We start from the raw sequence: 20322 nt of genomic DNA, 5'->3' as shown, positions 1-20322 counted from the left end.
CTTGCCGGTCTGGCAGACGGCGGATTGTTGCGGTTTCGACCCGGCCGCGGGGCGCTGAAGTACAGCTTTTTGCCCATGGCCTTTAGCGACTTTGTATTTGCGATCATCGGTGAGGAGTTCGGTCTGGTCGGGGCGCTGGCAGTGGTGGGGCTATTTGCGGTGGTGCTCTGGCGCGGCATACGTATCGCCGTGCGCGCTCGTTCTGCCGAGGCCCGCTTGATCGCCATGGGTTTGACGGCCAGCATCGCCCTCTACGCGGTGGTAAACATGCTGGTGGTGACCGGCATGACGCCGACCAGTGGTTTGCCGTTGCCGTTCATCAGCTATGGTGGCACGGCGATAGTGGTGAACATGTTGGCAGTGGCAGTGTTGCTGGCCATTTCCCGCGAATCAATCGAAGGAGCGGAGGGGTATCTGAGCGCTGCGGGGTATCGGGAGCGGTTGCGGCGCAGAGGTCTACCTCTGCGCAGGCCGTCCACCTCGGTGAGAGTGAGGCCCTGGACGCGTTAAGCATCGTCCCCTGGGCGAGAAGGCAATGGCCGATAAGTCAAGTAGGCAGGCTTCACGGGTCTTCGTGTTCGCCGGGGGAGGCACTGGCGGCCATCTCTATCCGGCCATTGCGTTGGCCGAGGAGTTGCGGCGGCAGGCTCCCGATGCACAGGTGGTATTTGTGGGTACCCCGCGTGGGCTTGAGGCAACGGTGCTCCCCCGCTTGGGATGGCCGCTGCACATGATCGCGGTGCGGGGAATGCGGCGACGGCTTGCCCCGAGCAATTTGCTGGTGCCTATCAGGGCGGCTGCCAGCTTGGCGCAGTCGGTGGCGCTGTTGCGACGGCTCAGACCTGCCGCAGTGGTTGGTACCGGTGGGTACGTCAGTGGGCCGGTGGTGGTGGCTGCGTGGCTGCTGGGCCTGCCACGCTTGATCCAGGAGCAGAACGTTCGCCCTGGGGCCACCACGCTCCTGCTGGCGCGCATCGTGCACGAGGTGCACGTGAGCTACCAGGAGTCGATTCCGTTCTTTCGCAACCCGGACAAGGTGCGGCTTTCTGGCAACCCGGTGCGGAGAAGGCCACCGGAGCTCACACAGGAGCAAGCCCGCGCGCAGCTGGGACTGGACACCCGCAGGAGGACGGTGCTGGTGTTTGGCGGCAGCCAAGGGGCACGGCGGATAAATGAGGCGTTCTTGGGCGCATTGCCGGCCCTCATGGCCAGGCCTGACGTACAGCTGATCTGGGGAACGGGCAATGCCGACTTTGCCAGGGTGAAGGAAGCTGCCGCCCGCTTCGGTGACCGCGTGCTCGTGCGTGCCTACATCGATGAGATGTACACGGCCTACCGGGCGAGCGACCTTGCCGTGTGTCGTGCGGGCGCCATCACCTTGGCCGAGCTGCAGCTTTTTGGACTGCCCGCCCTGCTGGTGCCGTACCCGTTTGCTGCGGCGCAACACCAGGAATGGAACGCGCGCACTTTGGCGCAGCATGGCGCGGCACGGGTAGTGTTGGACGGTGACTTTACCGCAGAACGTTGTGTTGTGGAACTAACGCCGCTGCTGGACGATGAGGTTGGGTTGAAGCGGATGGGAATACAGATGGCCGAGTTGGCGCGGCCCGATGCAGCGGCGCGAATAGTACAGGCGACTTTGGCGCTGGCGGCTCGTTCCGACGCGCGTCCTGGCGACGCAGAGCCCAAAGGGTGAGAGTGTAGGGTAGGAAGGGTGCGACTTCCTTCGGAGTGGGCCCTGCAGTCGGTGGTTGAGAGTGAGTCGTGTGCGAGCCGCCACTGCCAAAGCCGCGTGAGTGAATAGAGGTGGCATGGTGAACAGGCGACATTACCGACGTTACTACTTGGCTCCCCGTGTGCGACGGAGGAGCAACTGGCCGGCAATTGCCGCGCCGCTGGGATTGGGCTTATGGAGTGTGGCGCTGCTTCTGGGGTTCTTGCTCTTGCCCGGTCCAAGCGAGTCTCCGGTGCCAGTCCGGGGCAAATCTTCTCCAACAGGCGCAGCCATGGCAAAGCCCACAAGCCAAACAACGTCCGATGACGCAATTTCCACCACCGGCGGCCGCATGGGCATTCCGTTGAACGCGATCGGCGACCTTGGGAGTGCCCGTTTGGCGAAAGCAACACCCTTGGCTTTCCTCAATTCGACTCGCTTCCCGGTGGATCGGAAGGGGCGCCTTGTTGCACTCGAGGTGTCGGAGCGCAAGAAAGACCTGCCCATGGTCACTTGCGCGGCGGCGCTTATCGACCCGGAGCACCACCAGGTGGTGACCGGCGAGGTGCTGGAGGCCCTTGAATTCCTCGCCAGCGCCAGAGAGGCAAGCCCTGCGCTCTTCTGCCGCATCGGGCAGGTGGCCATAGACCCAGAGCTGGGCACGGTCCTCTATTTGGATGGCCGAGGAGTGCCTGTGCTTTTGGGCAGGGGACACGTCAAACGCAAAGTGGCTTATCTGGCCACAGTGCTGCGCTACTTGGACAGCGGCCAGGGCCTGGCGAACGTCAAGTTTCTGGAACTGCGCTTGGACGGTCAGGTAGTGGCCAGATTGGAAAAAGCGACTTGACAAGATCAGCTTCCGCTCAGCAAAAAGGAGCCGGAGGATGGAATACGTAGCTGGCCTGGACATTGGCACAACCAAAGTGGCAGCCATCATCGCCGAAGTGGATGACGGCGGTGGGGTGCACATCATCGGCGTCGGCACGGCCCCATGTGAGGGCCTGCGCCACGGCATGGTGGTCAATTTGGAGAGGACCGTTCAGGCCATCCAAGACACCATGGAACAGGCCGGCCAGATGGCTGGCGTCGAGGTGCCACCGGTGTGCGTGGGCATCGCTGGCTCCCACATCCGCGGCATCAATGGCAGGGGAGTAGTGGCGGTCAGTGGCCAGGACCGCGAAATCACCGAAGAGGATGTGGAACGAGTGATCAATGCTGCCCAGGCCGTGGCGCTGCCTTCTGACCGCGAGCTCATCCACATCATCCGCCAGGAGTTCGTGGTGGATGAACAGCGGGGCATCAAGGATCCGGTGGGCCTGTGCGGGGTCCGTTTGGAAGCGGAGGTGTATATCATTACCGCTGCCGTCACCGCGGTGCAGAACATCATTCGCTGCGTGGAAAAGGCAGGCTACAGTGTGGGCGGCATCGTGCTGGAGGCTCTGGCGTCCGCCGAGGCAGTGATGGGTGATCAGGAAAAGGACCTGGGCGGGATACTCGTCGACCTTGGGGGCGGCACGACCGACGTTGCCGTCTTCTTCGAGGGCTCGATCAGGCACACGGGCGCGGTGATGCTCGGAGGGCGGAACGTGACCAGCGACTTGGCTTTCGGCCTGCGCACCTCCCTTGAGGAAGCCGAGCGCGTCAAGACCAACCACGGCAGCAGTTGCCACTGCGAAGGGGACAAGGAGGACTTTGTCGAAGTCGCAGCCCTGAGCGGGCAGAGCACCCGCAAAGTCTCCAAGGCAGTGCTGGTGGACATCATTCAGCCGCGCATGGAGGAGATCCTGTCGCTGGCCTACCAGGAGATCCAAAAGTGCGAGTACAGCCGGTTGGCCACCGCGGGGGTGGTGCTCACCGGCGGCGGCGCGACATTGGAAGGGACGACTGAGCTCTGCGAGGAGATCTTCAAGGCGCCGGTCCGACTGGGGATTCCCAATGGCGTTTCTGGATTGGTGGCAGAGGTACAGAACCCGGCCTTTGCCACGGCCGTGGGGCTGGTATTGTACCAGGTGCGGCATCCGGAAGAATTTGGCGATGGCTTCGGCTCTCCAGGACCAGACGATGGCCTGTGGGCTCGGGTCTGGCGAGTGTTGACTGGCAAGAGGCACGACCCGAGAAGGTAGTCCCTGTAAGCCGTGGGAGCTGCTCATGGGAATAAGAAAGCTGCGTGGGAAGGCGCAAGAGGAGTCGACTATGAACCTCACAATCCAGTTTGACGAGAGACCGGACCCGGCGGCGAAGTTGCGGGTGGTCGGGGTTGGCGGCGCAGGCTGCAACGCCGTGAGCCGCATGGTCGAGGCTGGCCTGTCGGGCGTTGAGTTCATCGGCATCAACACCGACGTGCAGGCGTTGGCCCAGTGCAAGGCCACGGTTCGACTCCAAATCGGGCGCATGACCACCAAGGGGCTAGGCGCCGGCGCAGACCCCGAGGTGGGTCGCCGAGCAATCGAGGAGAGCCGCGAGATTGTGGTGGAGGCTCTGACCGACTCCGACCTCGTCTTTGTCACTGCCGGCATGGGCGGCGGCACCGGTACTGGCGCGGGACCCATCGTGGCCGAGATTGCCAAGGACCTTGGGGCCCTCACGGTGGCCATTGTCACCAAGCCCTTCGAGTTCGAGGGGCTGAAGCGCATGCGCCGCGCCGAAGAGGGCATCGGCGAATTCAAGAACCGTGTGGATACCCTCATCGTCGTGCCTAATCAGCGCTTGTTGGAGATCGTACCTAAGGACACGCCGCTCACCGAGGCTTTCCGCCTGGCGGACGAGGTGCTGCTCAACGCTACCAAGGGCATCTCCGACCTGATCACGGTGCCGGGGCTCATCAACCTGGACTTTGCAGATGTGCGCACAGTGATGACGGAGGCAGGCGACGCGCTCATGGGCACGGGGGTTGGTTCCGGAGAGGACCGGGCTGTGACCGCTGCCCGCGCGGCCATCAGCAGCCCGCTCATCGGCGAGACCTCCATCTTAGGCGCCGCCGGGGTGCTGGTCAACATCACCGGCCCGCCTAACCTGAGTCTCCACGAGGCATCGGCGGCCGCCACCGTCATCCGCGATGCAGCAGGGCCAGATGCCAACATCATTTTTGGCGCAGTGATCAACCCGAAGCTGAAAAACGAAGTGCGCGTGACGGTCATCGCCACGGGCTTCGGCCGCCCCGCGCGGCAGAAGGCAGCGCCGCCAGAGGACATTTGGCGCATGAGCCCTCCCTCGAACTTGGAGCCGAGCCAATTCCCTGCCTTTGCCCGCAAGACGCAGGCTGAGGAACCGGCCAACGGCGGCAATGGATTCGAGGAGCCAGGGCAGGTGCAGGAGATTGTGTTCGAGAACGAGCAGGATGAGCCCGCATACCTGCGCAAGCGCCGGCGGCTCTTTTGATCGGAACGAACATGGGCAGGGGTACGAGGGACTTTCGACGCTACGCTGAGGCCCTGCTCAGTGCAGAAGACAGCGCAGTGCGCCTCAAACCGGAGGCGCCGATCCAGGTGGCACTGGTCTACCCCAACTCCTACGAGGTGGGGATGGCCAATCTGGGATATCAATCGCTCTACCGCCTCCTCAACGGTTGTGGCGAGACGCGATGCGAGAGGGCCTTCCTCGGTGAAGGCCCTCTCCGCCGCGAAGTGCGCACCCTGGAGTCGGGGCGACCCTTGCGCGATTTTGATATTGTCGCTTTTTCGCTTTCTTTTGAGCTCGATTACCCCAATGCGGTGTGGATGCTCCACCAGGCGGGGATTCCCCTCCTGAGGACGGAGCGTGGGGAGCATGACCCGCTGCTTCTTGCGGGTGGCGCAGCGGTGACCCTCAATCCAGCGCCGATGATGCCCATCATGGACGCCATCTTCATTGGCGAAGCGGAAGAGGCAATCGAGCCGATCGTCGCCGCGTATCGAAGAGGACGTGATGCTGGCCGAGGCCGGGCGGGTGTGGTGGAAGAGATGGGTGGTGTGTCTGGGGTTCTCGCTCCGGCCTCGGTCGGCACGCGATGGGAAGGCCCTGCTGTGGCACGGCAGTACGTGGCCGAACTCCGCGCGCACCCAACATTCTCGGCGGTAGTGACGCGGCATAGTCACTACCGCAAGATGTTTCTGGTGGAAGTAGGCCGCGGCTGTTCCCGCGGCTGTTCTTTTTGTGCCGCCGGGCATATTTACCGTCCCCGGCGACTGCTCAGCGCTGCAGAAGTTGAAGAAGTGGTGCGGGGTCACATCTTCGCCACGAAAAGGGTGGGCCTGGTAGGCGCCGCCCTGTCGGACTTTCCGGAATTGGACCAGCTCTGCGAGCACCTCGCGGACGCAGGATATGAACTGGGACTTTCCTCCTTCCGCATCGACGCCCTCTCGGAGCGGCTGCTCAATGCGCTTGCCCGGGCCAATGTCCGCTCCATCACCTTAGCCCCAGAGGCAGGCTCGGAGCGGCTTCGCTTCCTCATCAACAAGCGCATCAGCGACGCAGAGATCGACAGGGCCTTGACCCTGGTCTCGCAGGCCCCAGTGGCGACCCTGAGGCTCTACTTTCTCATCGGCCTCCCCACGGAGGGAGAAAGCGACCTCGATGCCATCGTGCGTATGGTGCGCGAAGCGGCGGCGCGCTTCGCTGGCAAGGGAAAGGGGCGCCGGGTGACGGTGAGCATCAACACAGTCATTCCCAAAGCATGGACGGTCTTTCAATGGGCGGCCTTGCCCGAGCGTGCCGAACTGCAGGAGCGGCGGAAGTGGTTAGAGGCTCAGTTGCGCCGCGTCAGCGGAGTGAGTGTCCGCCCCAAGAGCCTGCGGGAGGAATTACTGCAGGCGGTTCTCTCCCTGGGAGGGCAGGAAGTGGGTCATGCTCTGGTCCTGAAGGTGAGGCGCAACCTAAGCTGGCCCCAGGCCTGGAGCGAAGCAGGGGTCGATTGGCGGCAGCTCATTCACCGGCCGAGAACGTACCGATCAACGCTCCCGTGGGACATCGTGGACGCCGGCATAATCAGGGCACAGCTCTGGCGGCAATGGTGCAAGATGCAGGGGCAGGTCGGAGAGGGGGAAGCCAGGCCCGGTGACCGCGTCGGGGGATCTAAGGGTTCTTGAAGGAACTCAACGCCCGCAAACTCGCCTGCCGATAAACTCGTTGCAAGGCGCCTGGCTCACTTCGGGCTGTCGAGCGGGCAAGGAGCCATCCCTGTACCACGTAGGCGGCGAAGCGGAACTTGAATGGTTTGAGGAACGCCGGCGTGATGCACAAGGCGAGAGGAGGTGCCCGCTATTGAACACTCCGCCCTTTCTGCCGCGCAAGCGAGCGATGGTCCGTCCGTCTCCCAGGTGGCTTTCCAGAACCCCCCGAAACGAAAACGGCGCCTCGTTTCTGTGACGAGCCGCCGCACTTTGCGATCCTCCGGAAGCCATTGGCTACACGGCCTTCTGCACGCGTCCACTGCGCAGGCAGCGGGTGCACACACGCATCCGCCTCGAGCCGCCATCGACCTTAACTCGCACCGTCTGCAGATTCGGAAGCCAGCGGCGCAACGTCACGTTGTGCGCATGGCTGATGTTGTGGCCCACAGATGGTCCCTTGCCGCAGATCTCACATCTTCGTGCCATCAATCCACTCCCGCGTTAGAGTTCGTCATGCTTGGTCAAACCGGCGTCAATTATACAAAAATCCAAAGGAAAAAGCAACAAAAAAGATATTGCAACTTACGGCCCAAAGTGCTATATTGACCGCCCATGGGCATCGGCAGCGTAGAAGTGCACGGGAAGGCAGTCCTGGCGCCGATGGCGGGGGTCAGTGACAGCCCCTTTCGGCGCCTGTGCCGTTCGTACGGTGCGGCGCTGGTCTTCACGGAAATGGTGAGCGCCAACGGCTTGGTGCGGGGCAGTGCGCGCACGTGGGGCTATCTGCGCTTCGCGGAGGAGGAGCGGCCCATCGGGGTACAGCTCTTCGGGGCTGATCCTGCTGTGGTCGCTGAGGCAGTACAGCTTGTGCAGCAGCTGCGGCCAGAGCTCATCGACCTGAACTTTGGTTGCCCGGTGCCGAAGGTCATCCGCCAGGGTGCAGGGGCGGTACTGCTCAAGGAACCCGCACGCATGGAAGCAATCTGCCGTGCTGCCGTGGACGCGGCCTCCGTGCCGGTGACCGCCAAAGTCAGGTCCGGTTGGCATGATGCCCGCCAGGCGGTGGAGATCGCACGCCGGCTGGCGGAGTGTGGCGTCGCGGCCATTACCGTGCACGCGCGTACCAGGTCAGCGATGTTCACCGGCAAGGCGGATTGGGGAGTCATCGCAGCCGTGAAGGCAGCCGTCAGCGTGCCGGTCATCGGCAACGGGGACGTGGTCGACGCCGACAGCGCGCGGCAGATGATGGAACAGACCGGGTGCGACCTCGTGATGGTGGGCAGGGGTGCTCTTGGGAACCCTTTCGTTTTCCGGCACATCAATCAACTCCTTGCTGGCGAGCAACCTGGTGTGCCTTCTGTGGAGGAACGCATCGGCGCGTGCCTACAGCACCTGGAGTTGGCCGTTGCGCAGCTACCCGAGACGGTGGCGGTGGTGCGCATGCGCAAGCATGTGGCATGGTACCTGAAACGCATCCCTGGCGCCAAGGCCGTGCGCTCGCACGTGATGACGCTCAAGACAGTTGCCGAGGTGCGTGACACGCTGCTCGGTTGGTTAGCGCAGCAGGACGTGCACTGCTGAGAACGGGGGTTTCAGATGACAGGGTTGGTCGGACAAGCTTGGAGAGGTTATGGGAGCAAGGAAGAGAGTGCTTATCATGGGTGCAGCCGGACGCGATTTCCACAACTTTAATGTCTACTTCCGCGAGCGCCAAGATGCAGAGGTAGTTGCCTTCACCGCCACACAGATCCCGGACATAGAGGGACGCGTTTACCCCGCCGAACTGGCTGGTCCCTTGTATCCGCGTGGCATTCCCATCTATCCGGAAGAGGATCTTCCCAAGCTGATCACCGAGAAGCAGGTCGATGAGGTAGTTTTTTCCTATAGCGATGTCTCCCATGAGTATGTGATGCACAAAGCGGCGATCGTCAATGCCGCGGGTGCTGACTTTTGCCTTCTTGGGGCCAAGGCGACCATGCTGGAGAGCAAGGTCCCGGTGGTGGCCATCTGCGCGGTGCGCACCGGTTGCGGCAAGAGCCAGACCACGAGGCGGGTGGCCGATATTCTGCGCAGCATGGGCAAGCGGCTGGTGGTGGTCCGACATCCCATGCCCTATGGTGACCTGAGGAAACAGCGGGTACAGCGCTTTGCTACCTACGAGGACCTCGACCGCCACGAGTGTACCATCGAAGAGCGGGAGGAGTACGAACCTCATCTGGACCGTGGTACGGTGGTCTATGCAGGCGTTGATTATGCCGCCATTCTTGCCGAGGCGGAAAAAGAGGCCGAGGTAATCCTCTGGGACGGTGGGAACAACGACATACCGTTCTTTAGGCCGGCGCTGCACATCACCGTTGCTGATCCGCTGCGAGCCGGGCACGAGGTGACCTACTACCCCGGAGAGACCAACCTGCGCATGGCCGACGTGGTGGTCATCAACAAGGAGACGACCGCGTCTTTTGAGGACATCGAGAATGTGCGGGCCAATGTCGTTGAGGTCAACCCGCGCGCCATCATCGTCGATGCCGCCTCGCCGATTCTGGTGGACAAGCCGGAGCTGGTGCGCGGCAAGCGCGTGTTGGTGGTCGAGGACGGCCCCACGCTGACGCACGGGGAGATGAGCTATGGGGCAGGCGTGGTAGCGGCGCAAAAGTACGGCGCCTGCGAGTTGGTCGACCCCCGGCCTTTCCTGAAGGGGAGTCTGGTGGCCACTTTCGAAAAGTACCCCGAGATCGGCAGCCTGCTCCCCGCCATGGGCTATGGGCCACGGCAGATCAAAGACCTGCAGGCCACCATCAACGCCTGTGATTGCGACACCGTCATCGTCGGCACCCCCATTGACCTCCGGCGGGTGATGCGTCTCAAGCATCCCTGCGTGCGCGTGCGCTACGAGTTGCAGGAGATAGGCTCGCCCACGCTGCAAGAGATTCTCCGTGGAGTGCCGGCGTTGCGGGGAGATGCATAGCGGTAAACCGATAACCATGTGCACGGCGAGGGGGGTGCTATGGGAGTGAGCGACGGCAAGATCGCGGTGGTTGCCCTCGGCGGGAACGCCATCACTCGCGAGTTCGAAGAGGGCAACATCACCCAGCAGTTTGCCAACACGAGGCGCAGCCTGGTGGGGGTGGCCGACCTGATCGAGAAAGGGTATCGGGTAGTGGTCACCCATGGCAACGGGCCGCAGGTGGGCAACGCGTTGATCCGCGTGGAGGAAGCGCGCCACCTGGTGCCGCCTGTGCCCTTGGGAGTCATAGTGGCCGACTTGGAAGGGGGCATGGGGTACATGATCGAGCAGTCGCTGCAGAATAAGCTCATCAAGCGTGGCATCACCAGGCAGGTGGTCACGATCGTCACCCAGGTGATTGTCGACCGCGACGACCCCTCCATTTTGAACCCGACAAAGTTCGTCGGTCCGTTCTACCATGAGCACGAAGTGGAGGAGCTCATGCGCAAGCGGAACTGGGTCATCAAGCGGGACCCGGGTCGCGGCTTCCGCCGCGTGGTGCCCTCCCCGTTGCCCAAGGCGATTGTGGAAAAGGAGTGCATCAAGCACCTGGTGGAGCAAGGTTATGTGGTGATTGCCGCAGGCGGAGGCGGTATCCCGGTCTATGTGGAGGAGGACGGCACGCTGGAGGGAGTAGACGCCGTCATCGACAAGGACCGCGCCGCGGCAGTGCTCGGGCGGGACATTGGCGCCCAGGAGCTGTACATCCTCACCGGCGTGGACAAGGTGGCGCTCAACTTCGGCACTCCCCAGCAGCGCGACTTGGACAGGCTAACTCTGCAAGAAGCCAAACAGTACTTGGCCGAAGGACATTTCCCGCCCGGAAGCATGGGGCCGAAGATAGAGGCGGCCATCGATTTCCTGCAGTGGGGCGGCAAGTTGGTAGTGATTACCTCCATCCAGGGCATGCCTGATGCACTGGATGGACTGACTGGCACGCGCATCGTTCCGGAATAGGTAGGCAGGAGCGCAAAGATGAGCGAGGAAGAGGAACAGGAGCAGCAGGGGATTCAGATTCTCATCAACAAGAAATTCTGTAAGGGGTGCGGGATCTGTGTGGAGTTCTGCCCGCAACACGTGCTTGCCATGGAGCGGAACTACCCCGTTGTGGTCAATCTGGAAGCCTGTACGGCTTGCCAGCTCTGTGACGCACGCTGCCCCGATTTTGCCATTACCGTGGTTGGGGAGCGGCGCAAGAAAAAAGTCGCCTGAGGCGAAGCGAAGAGGATGGGAAAGGAAACTGTGATGCAGCGCGAGAAAGGGCCGCGAGTGGAGGTGATGACCGGCAACGATGCCTGCGCCGAGGGTGCGCTGGCCGCAGGGCTGAGCTTTTTTGCCGGCTATCCCATCACCCCGTCGTCAGAAATTGCCGAGATTCTCTCCTACCGCTTGCCGCAAGTCGGCGGCAAGTTCATCCAGATGGAGGACGAAATAGGAGCCATGGGGGCGGTCATCGGCGCTTCGCTTGCTGGCGCTAAGGCGATGACTGCCACCAGTGGCCCCGGCTTTTCCTTGAAGCAGGAGAACATTGGCTTTGCTGCCATGGCAGAGGTGCCGTGCGTGGTGGTGGATGTCCAGCGCGGTGGACCGAGCACGGGCCTGCCCACGCTCCCCTCGCAGATGGACGTCATGCAGGCCAGGTGGGGCACCCATGGCGACCACGAGATCATTGCCCTGTGCCCGTACAGCGTGCGGGAGACCTTCGACCTCACGGTGCGCGCCTTCAATCTTGCGGAGCGCTACCGCACGCCGGTGATCCTCCTCATGGACGAGATTGTGGCCCACGTCAACGAGAAGGTGATCCTGCCAGAACCCGATGAAATTGAGGTCTATGAGCGGAAGCTGCCCAACTGCCCCCCGGAAGAGTTCCTCCCCTACAAATTCACTGAGGATGACATCCCGCCGATGGCGAGTTACGGCACTGGCTACCGCTTCCACGTCACCGGCTTGTGCCACGACGAGACGGGTTTTCCCACGAACGACCCGGTGCAGATCGACCGCCTGATCAGGCGATTGAACCGCAAGATCTCGCGTCATCGCGACGACATCGTGCAGGTCGCTGAAGAGCAGCTGGAGGACGCAGAGATTGGCGTGGTGGCGTACGGCGCCACGGCACGCGCCGCGCGTCAGGCTGTGCGCCTGGCGCGGCAGGAGGGGATCCCTGCCGGCCTGCTCCGTCCCCTCGTCCTGTGGCCATTCCCGGACAAGGAGATGCGCGCGTTGGCCGAAAGGGTGAGCGCCATCATCGTGGCCGAGCTCAATATGGGCCAAGTGGCGCACGAGGTCGAGTGGGCCGTGTGCGGCAAGGTGCCAGTGCATCGGGTTAACCGCGTCGATGGCGAACCCATTCCACCAGAGCTCATTCTGCATGCGATCCGGGAGGTGGCCAGATGATCGACTATACCAAATACCTCCGCATGAGCAAGCTCCCCTTGATCTGGTGCGCAGGCTGTGGCAATGGCATCGTCTTGAAGAGCATTTTGCGCGCCATCGACAAGATCGGTTGGTCGAAAGACCAGGTCTGCATGGTATCAGGGATAGGGTGCTCCAGCCGCACGCCTGGGTATGTGGATTTCAACACGCTGCACACCACCCACGGCCGTGCCATCGCTTTTGCCACCGGGGTGAAGATGGCCAAGCCGGAGCTGCACGTCATCGTGGTTACCGGCGATGGCGATGCGACTGCCATCGGCGGCAACCACTACATCCACGCAGCGCGCCGCAACATCGACCTGACGGTGGTCATTTTCAACAACAACATCTACGGCATGACCGGTGGACAGGTTTCGCCGACGACTCCTGTGGGGATGAAGGCGAGCACCGCGCCCTATGGCAGCCTTGAGCCGTCTTTCAACATTAGCGGCCTTGCCCAGGCGGCAGGGGCAAGCTTCGTCGCCCGCGGCACTGTCTATCACGTGTTTCAGCTGGATAAGCTCATCGAACGAGCTCTGCTCAAACGCGGGTTCTCGGTGGTCGAGGTGCTAACCCCATGTCCCACTGCCTATGGGCGTCGCAATCGCCTCGGCACCGGCGTGGACATGATCCGCTGGCAGAAGGAGCACACCATCAGCGTGCAGGAGGCAGCAAAACTGCCCCCGGAGCAACTGAACGACAAGATCGTGACGGGCGTGCTTACTGACGTTGACCGCCCAGAGTACATGGAGGCTTATCAGGCGCTCATCGACAACCTCAGACGGAAGTGAGCTTGTGTGAAGTAACGGGCGCATCCTGGGCGCGCGAAGGAGGGAAAGGCATGGCATTCCGATATGAGATTCGCTTGAGCGGCGAAGGAGGACAAGGTCTGGTGTTGGCCGGCAAGATTCTTGCTGAGGCGGCTGCCATCTACGACGAGAAGAACGCGACGCAGAGCCAGTCCTACGGGCCGGAGGCGCGCGGCGGTGCCAGCCGCTCGGAGGTAATCATTGCCGACGAGGAGATCGACTACCCAAAGGCGACGCGACTCAACCTGCTGCTTGCTTTGACGCAAGAGGCCTGCGACAAGTACGTGAAAGACCTGCTGGACAACGGTATTCTCCTGGTAGACGCCGAGGCAGTGGAGCGCGTGCCGGAAGGAAAGTTCACGGTCTATCGGGTGCCCATGGTGGCCATAGCCGAGCGCGAAACTGGCCGCGCGCTGGTGGCCAATATCGTTGCCCTGGGCATCATCACCGCCATTACCAACGTGGTGAGCCAGGGTGCCATGGAGGCCGCCATCCGCGCGCGGGTGCCCAAAGGCACCGAGGAGCTTAACCTCAAGGCCTTCCACGCCGGACTGGAGGTGGGGAAAACGCTCCAAAAGAACTGACACTCGGAGACCCAAAGACGGATTGCAATGCGAGCACGGAGTTGAGGGATGGAAAGGACCTTAGCTATCTTGAAGCCTGACTGTGTGGAGAAACATCTGATTGGCAAGGCGATCGACGCCATTGAGGGGGCAGGATTCCGCCTTGTGGCGATGAAGCTGACCCGCTTGTCGCGGCCAGTGGCTGAGGAGTTCTATGCCGTGCACCGCGGCAAGGCTTTCTTTGAAGAACTCGTGGCCTACATGACCTCTGGGCCTTGTGTACCCCTGGTGTTGGAAGCGCCGGGAGCGGTGGACAAGTTCCGGCAACTCATCGGTCCCACTGACCCCCAGAAGGCCCCCAAGGGGACGCTGCGGGGCGACTACGGGGAAAGCATTCGCCGCAACTTCGTGCACGGCTCCGATTCGCCGGAGAACGCCGCCCGAGAGGTCAGTTTCTTCTTCAGCACAGAGGAGCTCTTGCGGACAGACGGCGCCGCAGGCTAAGGGTCTGCCTCCGGTCGCCAAGAACGGCCCTGATGGTGAATGACATTCACTATTCTGCTGCCCTGAGGGCAGCATCTACTGCCTTGACAAACAATGGCTTAGCAGTAGCATGATCGGCGGGTGTGCGCGCTCCCGCCAATTTTGTGCTTGACAATGAGGGCAATTATTGGTAAATTTGCAGTCAAATTTTTGGGGTAGCCCGATGAAGATCTACATAGGCGACCTGGACGAGGTGGTGCGGGCGGTCGAGCTGGAGTCGACCAGCCAGACTCTCGACCTCGAAGAGTACACGCCCTACCGGGGCAAGGTGACCGTCCATGGTGGCATCAACAAGATTGGCCGCGAGGTGTACCTGCGCGTCCGGGTCAGCGGACACGCCCTGGCCACGTGTGACCGCTGCCTTGAGCCGTTCGAGCGGACTTTTGCCGAAGATTGCCTCTGGATCTTCACACCCGAGCCCGAACTCCTTGAGCAGGAGCAGGAAGATGTCTACCTGCTTGCCCCAGGTCAGACCGAAATTGATGTGGCGCGCGAGGTGCGCGAGGCGCTGATTCTCATGCTCCCCATCAAGATGCTCTGCTCGGAAGAGTGCAAGGGCTTGTGTCCCCACTGTGGTGCGAATCTGAACTATGAGACCTGCACCTGCCACATCGAGGAGATTGACCCCCGTTGGGCCAAACTGGCCAAGTTCCGCGGAGTGCAGGGGTAGAAGAAAGGAAGTCAGGAAAGCATGCCACTACCAAAGAGACGTCATTCTCGCTCGCGAAGGGATAAGCGCCGCACGCATTGGAAAGCAGCGGCCCCGACGGTGAGCAAGTGTGCCAATTGCGGTGAGCCAAAACTCCCACATCGGGCCTGCCCGAGTTGTGGGTACTACCGTGGACGTTCGGTGTTCCTGCCGCGTGAAGTGTAGGTAAGGCCCCTCGCAGAGGATCAGCCGTGGCGGAGCGCAACACAGTGCGCGTTGCCCTCGACGCAATGGGGGGTGATAATGCCCCAGAGGACGTGGTCCATGGCGCCGTCGAGGCAGCACGCGCCGCGCGCGGCGAGTACGAAATCGTTCTGGTCGGCGATCGGCTACAGATCCAGCGCGAATTGGCCCGCCACTTCCGTACTGCCGAGCTTCCTCTCCGCATCCACCACGCCTCGCAGCGCATCGAGATGGGCGAGCCGCCGGCGGCGGCCCTGCGCGCGAAGCGGGATGCTTCCATTGCGGTGGCAATGCGCCTGCATCGCCAGCAGGCGGTGGATGCAGTCGTCACCGTGGGCAATACCGGCGCGGCCATGGCTGCCGCGGTGTGGAACTTGGGGAGACTGCAAGGAGTCGCCAGGCCGGCACTCGGTGCGCTGTTGCCCCGCCTGGAAGGAGCCACGCTGCTGCTGGATGTGGGCGCCAATGTCGATTGCCGCCCCCTCCACCTGTTGCAGTTCGCGCTCATGGGGACGATCTTTTACCGCCATGTGCTGGGGCATCCAGAGCCTCGTGTGGCGCTCCTCAGCGTCGGCGAGGAGGAAAGCAAGGGAAATGCAGCAAGCCTGGCTGCGTTCCGCCTGCTGCGCAAGAGCAAGCTCAACTTCATCGGCAACATAGAAGGGGGCGACGTGCTGAAAGGCGGCGCGGAGGTGGTGGTGTGCGACGGCTTTGTGGGCAACATCTTGGTCAAGTTCGCGGAGAGCGTTGACCGTCTGTACCGCTCCATCCTGCGCCGCAAGATCGGCAAGCACATCATCCGGCAGTTTGGCGCCTTCTTGCTGCAGCCGACGTTTGAGGGTCTGCGCAAGATTTTCGATTACCAGGAGTATGGCGGCGCACCGCTGCTTGGCGTCGACGGTGTCTGCATCGTCGGCCATGGGCGCTCCACGCCAAGGGCTGTCAAGAACGCCATCCGCGAAGCAGTGAAGATGGTGCGCGAGGGAGTCAATCAACATATCGCCGCAGAACTGTATCAGCTTTCGGGAGAACGCGTTGGCTAAGCAACCGCAGTCGATGATCACGGGCACGGGGATGTGTGTGCCAGATCGGGTGCTCACCAATTCCGACCTGGAGAAGCTCGTCGAAACCTCTGACCAGTGGATCAAGGAACGCACCGGGATGGAGGTGCGCCACATCGTGGAGGAAGGCGTCTTTACCTCCGATCTGGCTGCTGAGGCTGGGCGACGCGCCCTCGAAGATGCCGGGCTCACCCCAGACCAGATCGATGTGATTATCTTGGGCACCGTGACCGGGGATCTCGGTTTTCCCTCGACTGCCTGCTTCGTGCAGGAAAAATTGGGCGCGGTCAACGCCGCCGCCATGGACATCGCCGCCGCGTGCTCCGGTTTCCTCTACGCCCTCACCTTGGGGGATGCGCTCATCGCCAGCGGGCGAGCGCAACGCGTTCTGGCCATTGGCGCCGAGACCCTCTCCTTGATCACTGACTATGAAGATCGGGCCACCTGTGTCTTGTTTGGCGATGGCGCGGGGGCGGCCGTGCTGGAACCAGCTCGTGAAAACCGGGGCGTGCTTGCCACGTACATGAAGAGCGATGGCCGACTGCACCACCTGCTCTACATGCCCGGCGGAGGCGTGAAGCATCGCCCGTCACCGGAGACCATAGCCCAGCGCATGTTCTTCATAAAGATGGAAGGCCGGGAAGTGTTCAAGTACGCCGTCACCGCCATGGGAGAGGCTGCGGAGCTGATCCTGGAGAAGAGCGGGCTCACCAGCGACCAGGTGGACCTGCTCATTCCCCACCAGGCAAACCGCCGCATTCTGGACGCCACCGCCAAGAGAGTGGGGATTCCCCAGGAACGGCTCTTTGTCAACGTGGATAAGTACGGCAACACCTCCGCTGCCAGTATTCCCATCGCCTTGGATGAGGCACGCAGGTCAGGGCGCGCCAAAGCGGGGGATGTGGTGGTGATGGTGGCGTTCGGAGCCGGCTTCACCTGGGCGTCCGCCGCCGTCAGGCTCTAACAGGGCCAGAAAGTAGCCGCGATAGTAGGTCGCGGGGAGGGAGAGATCATGAACCGCCGCATCGTCGTCAGCGCGCTGTTTGCCGCCGTGCTCGCCTTGTCGTTGCAATGTGCCAGCTCGCGCATCGCTGTGCCGGTGACCAAGCCGGCGCAAGTCGACATTACCGGCATCAAGAGCATCGCCATCGTCGATTTTGCCGGTCCGGAGAATTCCGGTGCCATCGCCAGCAGCATGCTCACCTCGCGCCTTTTCGAAAGCAAGTTCTTCCACATCGTGGAGCGGGAGCGCGTGCTGCAGATCCTTGAGGAACACAAGTTGGCCATGGCCGGCATTGTTGACGCCTCCACCGCCAAGGAAGCTGGTCGTCTGCTCGGGGTGGACGCCCTCATCTTCGGGGAAGTGACGGCCTATTCCTTGGAGCCGGACCAGGTGGGCACCGAGAAGGTCGAGCGCAAAGTGGGCACGGGTCAGTACCGCACCGTGAAGCGCGGCAACAAGGAGGTGCGCGAAGAGATCATGAAGACCGTGCTCGTCGACCAGGAGTATCGCATCCGGCGTGGGGCAGTGGGCGTTACCTTCCGCATGGTGAATGTGGAGACAGGCGAATTGGTGGCGGTCAAGTCCAACACCAAGTCCTACGACAGCGGCAAGGTCGTTGCCGGCCGCGGTACCCTCAAGCCCAGGGAGCAGATACTCAAAGACCTCCTCGGCGAGGTGGTGGAGGACTTTGCCCGACAAATCGCCCCGTACGTGGTCGTGGAGCGCCGGCCCATCGAAGGTGGCAAGGGGATGATGGCGGTAGGCAAGAAATACGCCCTGAAGGGACTGTGGTCAGATGCCCGCGACGCCTTTGCTCAGGCCGTTGCTGCGGAGCCCAAGAACCCTGCTGCCCACTACAATCTTGGCCTCGCCCACGAAGTGTTGGGCGACCTGGACAAAGCGGAGGCCGAATACCAGCGGGCCATTAAGCTGCAGTCCAAAGACCTCTACTTCGAGGCTCTGGCGAGGGTGCGCAACGCCCGCGTGGAAGCAGCCAAACTACGCAAGCAGATCGAGCGCCAATGAGTTTTGTGGCATTCCAGTTTCCTGGTCAGGCCTCGCAATACGTGGGGATGGCTCGCGATTTGTACGAGGCCTTTCCCTTGGCCCGCGAGCTGTTCGCGCAGGCCCAGGAGATTCTCGGGTTTGACTTGGCCGAAGTCTGCTTCAATGGCCCTGAAGAAAGGCTGAAGCAGACGGCCATCACCCCGCCGGCGATTTTTGTCCATTCCGCCATCGTCACTGCCCTGTTGCGCGAGCGGGGAGTGGTGCCGGACATGGCCGCCGGACACAGCTTGGGGGAGTACTCCGCGCTGCTGGCTGCCGGGGCGCTGAGCTTCGCTGAAGGCCTGCGGGTGGTCAAACGGCGGGGTGAGCTGATGCAGCAGGCGGGGACCATTGCTCCGGGTACCATGGCCGCCATCATCGGCCTGGACGAAGGGGCGGTGGCCGAAGTGTGCACGGAGGCGTCCCAAGCTGGCGTGGTGCAGCCGGCGAACTTTAACTGCCCCGGTCAGGTTGTGGTGTCTGGGGCGGTACAGGCAGTGCATCGCGCCATGGAGCTGGCGCGGGCGCGAGGCGCCAAGCGCGTCGTCGAGCTGGTGGTGAGTGGCGCCTTCCACTCGCCACTCATGGACTACGCCCGCCAGCACATGGGCGAAGTGCTCGCAGCGGCGGAGATCCGCGATGCGCAGATTCCGGTCTATGCCAACGTGACGGCACGCCCGGTGCGCAGTGCCGCGGAAATTCGCCAACTGTTGCACGAGCAGCTCTCGCGGCCGGTGCTGTGGCAGAACACCGTGCAGAACATGATCGGCGATGGGGCGACGATCTTCTACGAAGTCGGTCCTGGCAATGTGTTGACGGGCCTGCTCAAACGGATCAACAAGGAGGTACCTGGCCGCACGGTGGGGACGGCAGAAGAGCTCGCCCAGGTGTGAGCAGCAAGGAGGAGCGATGGCAGTTCTGCAAGATAAAGTGGCTGCCGTAACTGGCGCAGGACGGGGCATCGGCCGCAGCATCGCCCTTGCCCTTGCCCGGGAAGGCTGCCACGTGGCTGTGGCCGACATCGACGAGGCCAGTGCCCGCAGCACCGCCGAGGAGATCACAGCCCTGGGGAGAAAGGCCGTGGCCCTGCGCACCGACGTCTCGGTGGCAGCCGACGCTGAGCAGCTGATTGTCACCTGCGTGGAGCGGCTGGGTAGTCTGGACATCTTGGTCAACAACGCCGGCATCGCCCGTGATGACCTGCTGCTGCGGATGAAAGAGAGCGACTGGGACCAGGTGATGGCCGTCAACCTCAAGGGAGCGTTCAACTGCCTGCGGGCGGCTGCCAAGGTGATGATCAAGCAGCGCAGCGGGCGAATCATCAACATCAGCTCAGTAATTGGCTTGATGGGCAATGTCGGCCAGGCTAACTATGCCGCCTCCAAGGCCGGGTTGATCGGCCTGACCAAGTCGGCGGCGCGCGAACTGGCAGGGCGCGGCATCACAGTGAACGCAGTGGCCCCGGGCTTTATCGAGACGGACATGACCAGAAACCTGCCGGACAGCGTGCGGCAATCCTACCTGAACATCATCCCCTTGCGGCGCGTGGGACAGCCGGAGGAAGTGGCCGAGGCGGTAGTCTTCCTGGCCTCACCGGCTGCAGCCTACATCACGGGACAGGTGCTGCAAGTGGACGGCGGCATGGTCATGTGACAACGAGAAGGACATTGTGAGCATAGACGACGGCCAACCAGTTAAAGGCATATCACTAGAGAGGAGGTGTGAAAGATGGCCATTGACCCAAAGGTGAAGGAGAGGGTGAAAGAGATTATCGTCGATCAGCTTGGTGTGGACGCCAACGAGGTTACTGACCAAGCCTCGTTCATCGACGATCTCGGCGCCGATTCCTTGGACACGGTGGAGTTAATCATGGCCTTCGAAGAGGACTTCGATATCGAAATCCCTGATGAAGAGGCCGAGAAGCTGACGACCGTGGGCAAGGCGCTGGAATACCTCGAGAAGAAGCTGGCCGAGAAGTAATCTCGACAACCCGGTCCCGTCTGTCGGCGGGACTTTTTCTCGTCATTGCGACCAGCGGGCACCGTGCCGCTCTGGAAAAAATGTCCGGGCGGCACGGAGCGCTCCGCCGCCCGCAAGGCCTGCGCGGCTCAGACTTCCCGGTCTTGGGCAGCGCGGGCGTGACCTTTGCGGTGCGTCGCAAGGCATGGGACAAAGCATGAGGTAATG

The 20322-nt window shown here is 62.4% G+C and carries 23 protein-coding genes; 22 read left to right on the top strand and 1 reads right to left on the bottom strand.

Annotation, left to right across the window (positions count from 1 at the left end; translation table 11 throughout):
- The 6 genes from H5U38_00320 to H5U38_00295 all read left to right on the top strand — a co-directional run.
- On the top strand, positions 1-510 hold a 510-nt coding region (locus H5U38_00320), incomplete at its 5' end, for an FtsW/RodA/SpoVE family cell cycle protein (GenBank protein ID MBC7185456.1).
- A 25-nt stretch (positions 511-535) separates the two neighbouring features.
- Entirely contained in the window at positions 536-1696 is a 1161-nt protein-coding gene (gene murG, locus H5U38_00315) for an undecaprenyldiphospho-muramoylpentapeptide beta-N-acetylglucosaminyltransferase (protein MBC7185455.1), read from the top strand.
- A 310-nt stretch (positions 1697-2006) separates the two neighbouring features.
- Entirely contained in the window at positions 2007-2561 is a 555-nt protein-coding gene (locus H5U38_00310; protein ID MBC7185454.1) for a cell division protein FtsQ, read from the top strand.
- Between the two features lie 37 nt (positions 2562-2598).
- Positions 2599-3837: a cell division protein FtsA gene (gene ftsA, locus H5U38_00305; GenBank protein ID MBC7185453.1), complete on the top strand. Its 1239-nt coding sequence runs from the start codon at positions 2599-2601 to the stop codon at positions 3835-3837.
- 70 nt (positions 3838-3907) lie between these two features.
- Positions 3908-5092, top strand: coding sequence for a cell division protein FtsZ (gene ftsZ, locus H5U38_00300; GenBank protein MBC7185452.1), 1185 nt, complete (start codon positions 3908-3910; stop codon positions 5090-5092).
- A gap of 11 nt (positions 5093-5103) precedes the next feature.
- Positions 5104-6777 (top strand): radical SAM protein, encoded by a 1674-nt coding sequence (locus H5U38_00295; protein MBC7185451.1) that lies wholly within the window; start codon positions 5104-5106, stop codon positions 6775-6777.
- Between the two features lie 318 nt (positions 6778-7095).
- Here H5U38_00295 and H5U38_00290 read toward each other — a convergent pair whose 3' ends face one another.
- Positions 7096-7287, bottom strand: coding sequence for a 50S ribosomal protein L28 (locus H5U38_00290; protein ID MBC7185450.1), 192 nt, complete (start codon positions 7285-7287; stop codon positions 7096-7098).
- 126 nt (positions 7288-7413) lie between these two features.
- Between H5U38_00290 and dusB the strand changes: the two genes are divergently transcribed.
- The 16 genes from dusB to H5U38_00210 all read left to right on the top strand — a co-directional run bounded on the left by dusB (position 7414) and on the right by H5U38_00210 (position 20115).
- On the top strand, positions 7414-8382 hold the full coding sequence (gene dusB, locus H5U38_00285; GenBank protein MBC7185449.1) for a tRNA dihydrouridine synthase DusB: 969 nt from the start codon (positions 7414-7416) through the stop codon (positions 8380-8382).
- 49 nt (positions 8383-8431) lie between these two features.
- Positions 8432-9766 (top strand): GTPase, encoded by a 1335-nt coding sequence (locus H5U38_00280; GenBank protein ID MBC7185448.1) that lies wholly within the window; start codon positions 8432-8434, stop codon positions 9764-9766.
- 39 nt (positions 9767-9805) lie between these two features.
- The gene (gene arcC / locus H5U38_00275) at positions 9806-10762 is read left to right on the top strand and encodes a carbamate kinase (GenBank protein ID MBC7185447.1); all 957 of its coding nucleotides are present in this window, start codon (positions 9806-9808) and stop codon (positions 10760-10762) included.
- Positions 10763-10780: 18 nt separating this feature from the next.
- A complete protein-coding gene (locus H5U38_00270; protein MBC7185446.1) occupies positions 10781-11017 on the top strand; it encodes a 4Fe-4S binding protein in 237 nt (78 codons plus the stop codon).
- 33 nt (positions 11018-11050) lie between these two features.
- A complete protein-coding gene (locus H5U38_00265) occupies positions 11051-12199 on the top strand; it encodes a 2-oxoacid:acceptor oxidoreductase subunit alpha (protein MBC7185445.1) in 1149 nt (382 codons plus the stop codon).
- Complete coding sequence (locus tag H5U38_00260; GenBank protein ID MBC7185444.1) at positions 12196-13008, top strand: 2-oxoacid:ferredoxin oxidoreductase subunit beta; 813 nt, start codon at positions 12196-12198, stop codon at positions 13006-13008. The genes H5U38_00265 and H5U38_00260 overlap by 4 nt, the downstream gene beginning before the upstream one ends.
- A gap of 50 nt (positions 13009-13058) precedes the next feature.
- Positions 13059-13610, top strand: coding sequence for a 2-oxoacid:acceptor oxidoreductase family protein (locus tag H5U38_00255; GenBank protein MBC7185443.1), 552 nt, complete (start codon positions 13059-13061; stop codon positions 13608-13610).
- 48 nt (positions 13611-13658) lie between these two features.
- Complete coding sequence (gene ndk, locus H5U38_00250; protein ID MBC7185442.1) at positions 13659-14093, top strand: nucleoside-diphosphate kinase; 435 nt, start codon at positions 13659-13661, stop codon at positions 14091-14093.
- 202 nt (positions 14094-14295) lie between these two features.
- Positions 14296-14802 carry a DUF177 domain-containing protein gene (locus H5U38_00245; GenBank protein ID MBC7185441.1) on the top strand — a complete coding sequence of 169 codons (507 nt, stop codon included), beginning with the start codon at positions 14296-14298 and terminating at the stop codon, positions 14800-14802.
- 21 nt (positions 14803-14823) lie between these two features.
- Positions 14824-15006: a 50S ribosomal protein L32 gene (rpmF, locus tag H5U38_00240; GenBank protein ID MBC7185440.1), complete on the top strand. Its 183-nt coding sequence runs from the start codon at positions 14824-14826 to the stop codon at positions 15004-15006.
- A gap of 44 nt (positions 15007-15050) precedes the next feature.
- Positions 15051-16067, top strand: a complete 1017-nt coding sequence (gene plsX / locus H5U38_00235; protein ID MBC7185439.1) for a phosphate acyltransferase PlsX — start codon at positions 15051-15053, stop codon at positions 16065-16067.
- Between the two features lie 13 nt (positions 16068-16080).
- On the top strand, positions 16081-17049 hold the full coding sequence (locus H5U38_00230; protein ID MBC7185438.1) for a ketoacyl-ACP synthase III: 969 nt from the start codon (positions 16081-16083) through the stop codon (positions 17047-17049).
- A gap of 48 nt (positions 17050-17097) precedes the next feature.
- Entirely contained in the window at positions 17098-18114 is a 1017-nt protein-coding gene (locus H5U38_00225) for a tetratricopeptide repeat protein (GenBank protein MBC7185437.1), read from the top strand.
- The gene (fabD, locus tag H5U38_00220; protein ID MBC7185436.1) at positions 18111-19028 is read left to right on the top strand and encodes an ACP S-malonyltransferase; all 918 of its coding nucleotides are present in this window, start codon (positions 18111-18113) and stop codon (positions 19026-19028) included. The genes H5U38_00225 and fabD overlap by 4 nt, the downstream gene beginning before the upstream one ends.
- Positions 19029-19044: 16 nt before the next feature.
- Entirely contained in the window at positions 19045-19788 is a 744-nt protein-coding gene (gene fabG / locus H5U38_00215; GenBank protein MBC7185435.1) for a 3-oxoacyl-[acyl-carrier-protein] reductase, read from the top strand.
- 75 nt (positions 19789-19863) lie between these two features.
- Positions 19864-20115 carry an acyl carrier protein gene (locus H5U38_00210; GenBank protein MBC7185434.1) on the top strand — a complete coding sequence of 84 codons (252 nt, stop codon included), beginning with the start codon at positions 19864-19866 and terminating at the stop codon, positions 20113-20115.
- Positions 20116-20322 lie beyond the last annotated feature (207 nt).

The organism is Calditrichota bacterium, from assembly GCA_014359355.1.
GTDB lineage: Bacteria > Zhuqueibacterota > Zhuqueibacteria > JANLFK01 > Oleimicrobiaceae > Oleimicrobium.
This window is presented reverse-complemented; position numbering and strand designations above follow the sequence as displayed.

What these genes read in the sequence shown, in the direction of transcription:
- H5U38_00210 (MBC7185434.1), top strand. Translation starts at nt 19,864, where the DNA reads ATGGCCATTGACCCAAAGGTGAAGGAGAGGGTGAAAGAGATTATCGTC.
- dusB (MBC7185449.1), top strand. Translation starts at nt 7,414, where the DNA reads ATGGGCATCGGCAGCGTAGAAGTGCACGGGAAGGCAGTCCTGGCGCCG.
- H5U38_00260 (MBC7185444.1), top strand. Translation starts at nt 12,196, where the DNA reads ATGATCGACTATACCAAATACCTCCGCATGAGCAAGCTCCCCTTGATC.
- H5U38_00245 (MBC7185441.1), top strand. Translation starts at nt 14,296, where the DNA reads ATGAAGATCTACATAGGCGACCTGGACGAGGTGGTGCGGGCGGTCGAG.
- H5U38_00230 (MBC7185438.1), top strand. Translation starts at nt 16,081, where the DNA reads ATGATCACGGGCACGGGGATGTGTGTGCCAGATCGGGTGCTCACCAAT.
- H5U38_00255 (MBC7185443.1), top strand. Translation starts at nt 13,059, where the DNA reads ATGGCATTCCGATATGAGATTCGCTTGAGCGGCGAAGGAGGACAAGGT.
- H5U38_00280 (MBC7185448.1), top strand. Translation starts at nt 8,432, where the DNA reads ATGGGAGCAAGGAAGAGAGTGCTTATCATGGGTGCAGCCGGACGCGAT.
- H5U38_00310 (MBC7185454.1), top strand. Translation starts at nt 2,007, where the DNA reads ATGGCAAAGCCCACAAGCCAAACAACGTCCGATGACGCAATTTCCACC.
- ndk (MBC7185442.1), top strand. Translation starts at nt 13,659, where the DNA reads ATGGAAAGGACCTTAGCTATCTTGAAGCCTGACTGTGTGGAGAAACAT.
- H5U38_00295 (MBC7185451.1), top strand. Translation starts at nt 5,104, where the DNA reads ATGGGCAGGGGTACGAGGGACTTTCGACGCTACGCTGAGGCCCTGCTC.
- H5U38_00265 (MBC7185445.1), top strand. Translation starts at nt 11,051, where the DNA reads ATGCAGCGCGAGAAAGGGCCGCGAGTGGAGGTGATGACCGGCAACGAT.
- H5U38_00270 (MBC7185446.1), top strand. Translation starts at nt 10,781, where the DNA reads ATGAGCGAGGAAGAGGAACAGGAGCAGCAGGGGATTCAGATTCTCATC.
- H5U38_00290 (MBC7185450.1), bottom strand. Translation starts at nt 7,287, where the DNA reads ATGGCACGAAGATGTGAGATCTGCGGCAAGGGACCATCTGTGGGCCAC.
- fabD (MBC7185436.1), top strand. Translation starts at nt 18,111, where the DNA reads ATGAGTTTTGTGGCATTCCAGTTTCCTGGTCAGGCCTCGCAATACGTG.
- ftsZ (MBC7185452.1), top strand. Translation starts at nt 3,908, where the DNA reads ATGAACCTCACAATCCAGTTTGACGAGAGACCGGACCCGGCGGCGAAG.
- murG (MBC7185455.1), top strand. Translation starts at nt 536, where the DNA reads ATGGCCGATAAGTCAAGTAGGCAGGCTTCACGGGTCTTCGTGTTCGCC.
- rpmF (MBC7185440.1), top strand. Translation starts at nt 14,824, where the DNA reads ATGCCACTACCAAAGAGACGTCATTCTCGCTCGCGAAGGGATAAGCGC.
- fabG (MBC7185435.1), top strand. Translation starts at nt 19,045, where the DNA reads ATGGCAGTTCTGCAAGATAAAGTGGCTGCCGTAACTGGCGCAGGACGG.
- arcC (MBC7185447.1), top strand. Translation starts at nt 9,806, where the DNA reads ATGGGAGTGAGCGACGGCAAGATCGCGGTGGTTGCCCTCGGCGGGAAC.
- H5U38_00225 (MBC7185437.1), top strand. Translation starts at nt 17,098, where the DNA reads ATGAACCGCCGCATCGTCGTCAGCGCGCTGTTTGCCGCCGTGCTCGCC.
- ftsA (MBC7185453.1), top strand. Translation starts at nt 2,599, where the DNA reads ATGGAATACGTAGCTGGCCTGGACATTGGCACAACCAAAGTGGCAGCC.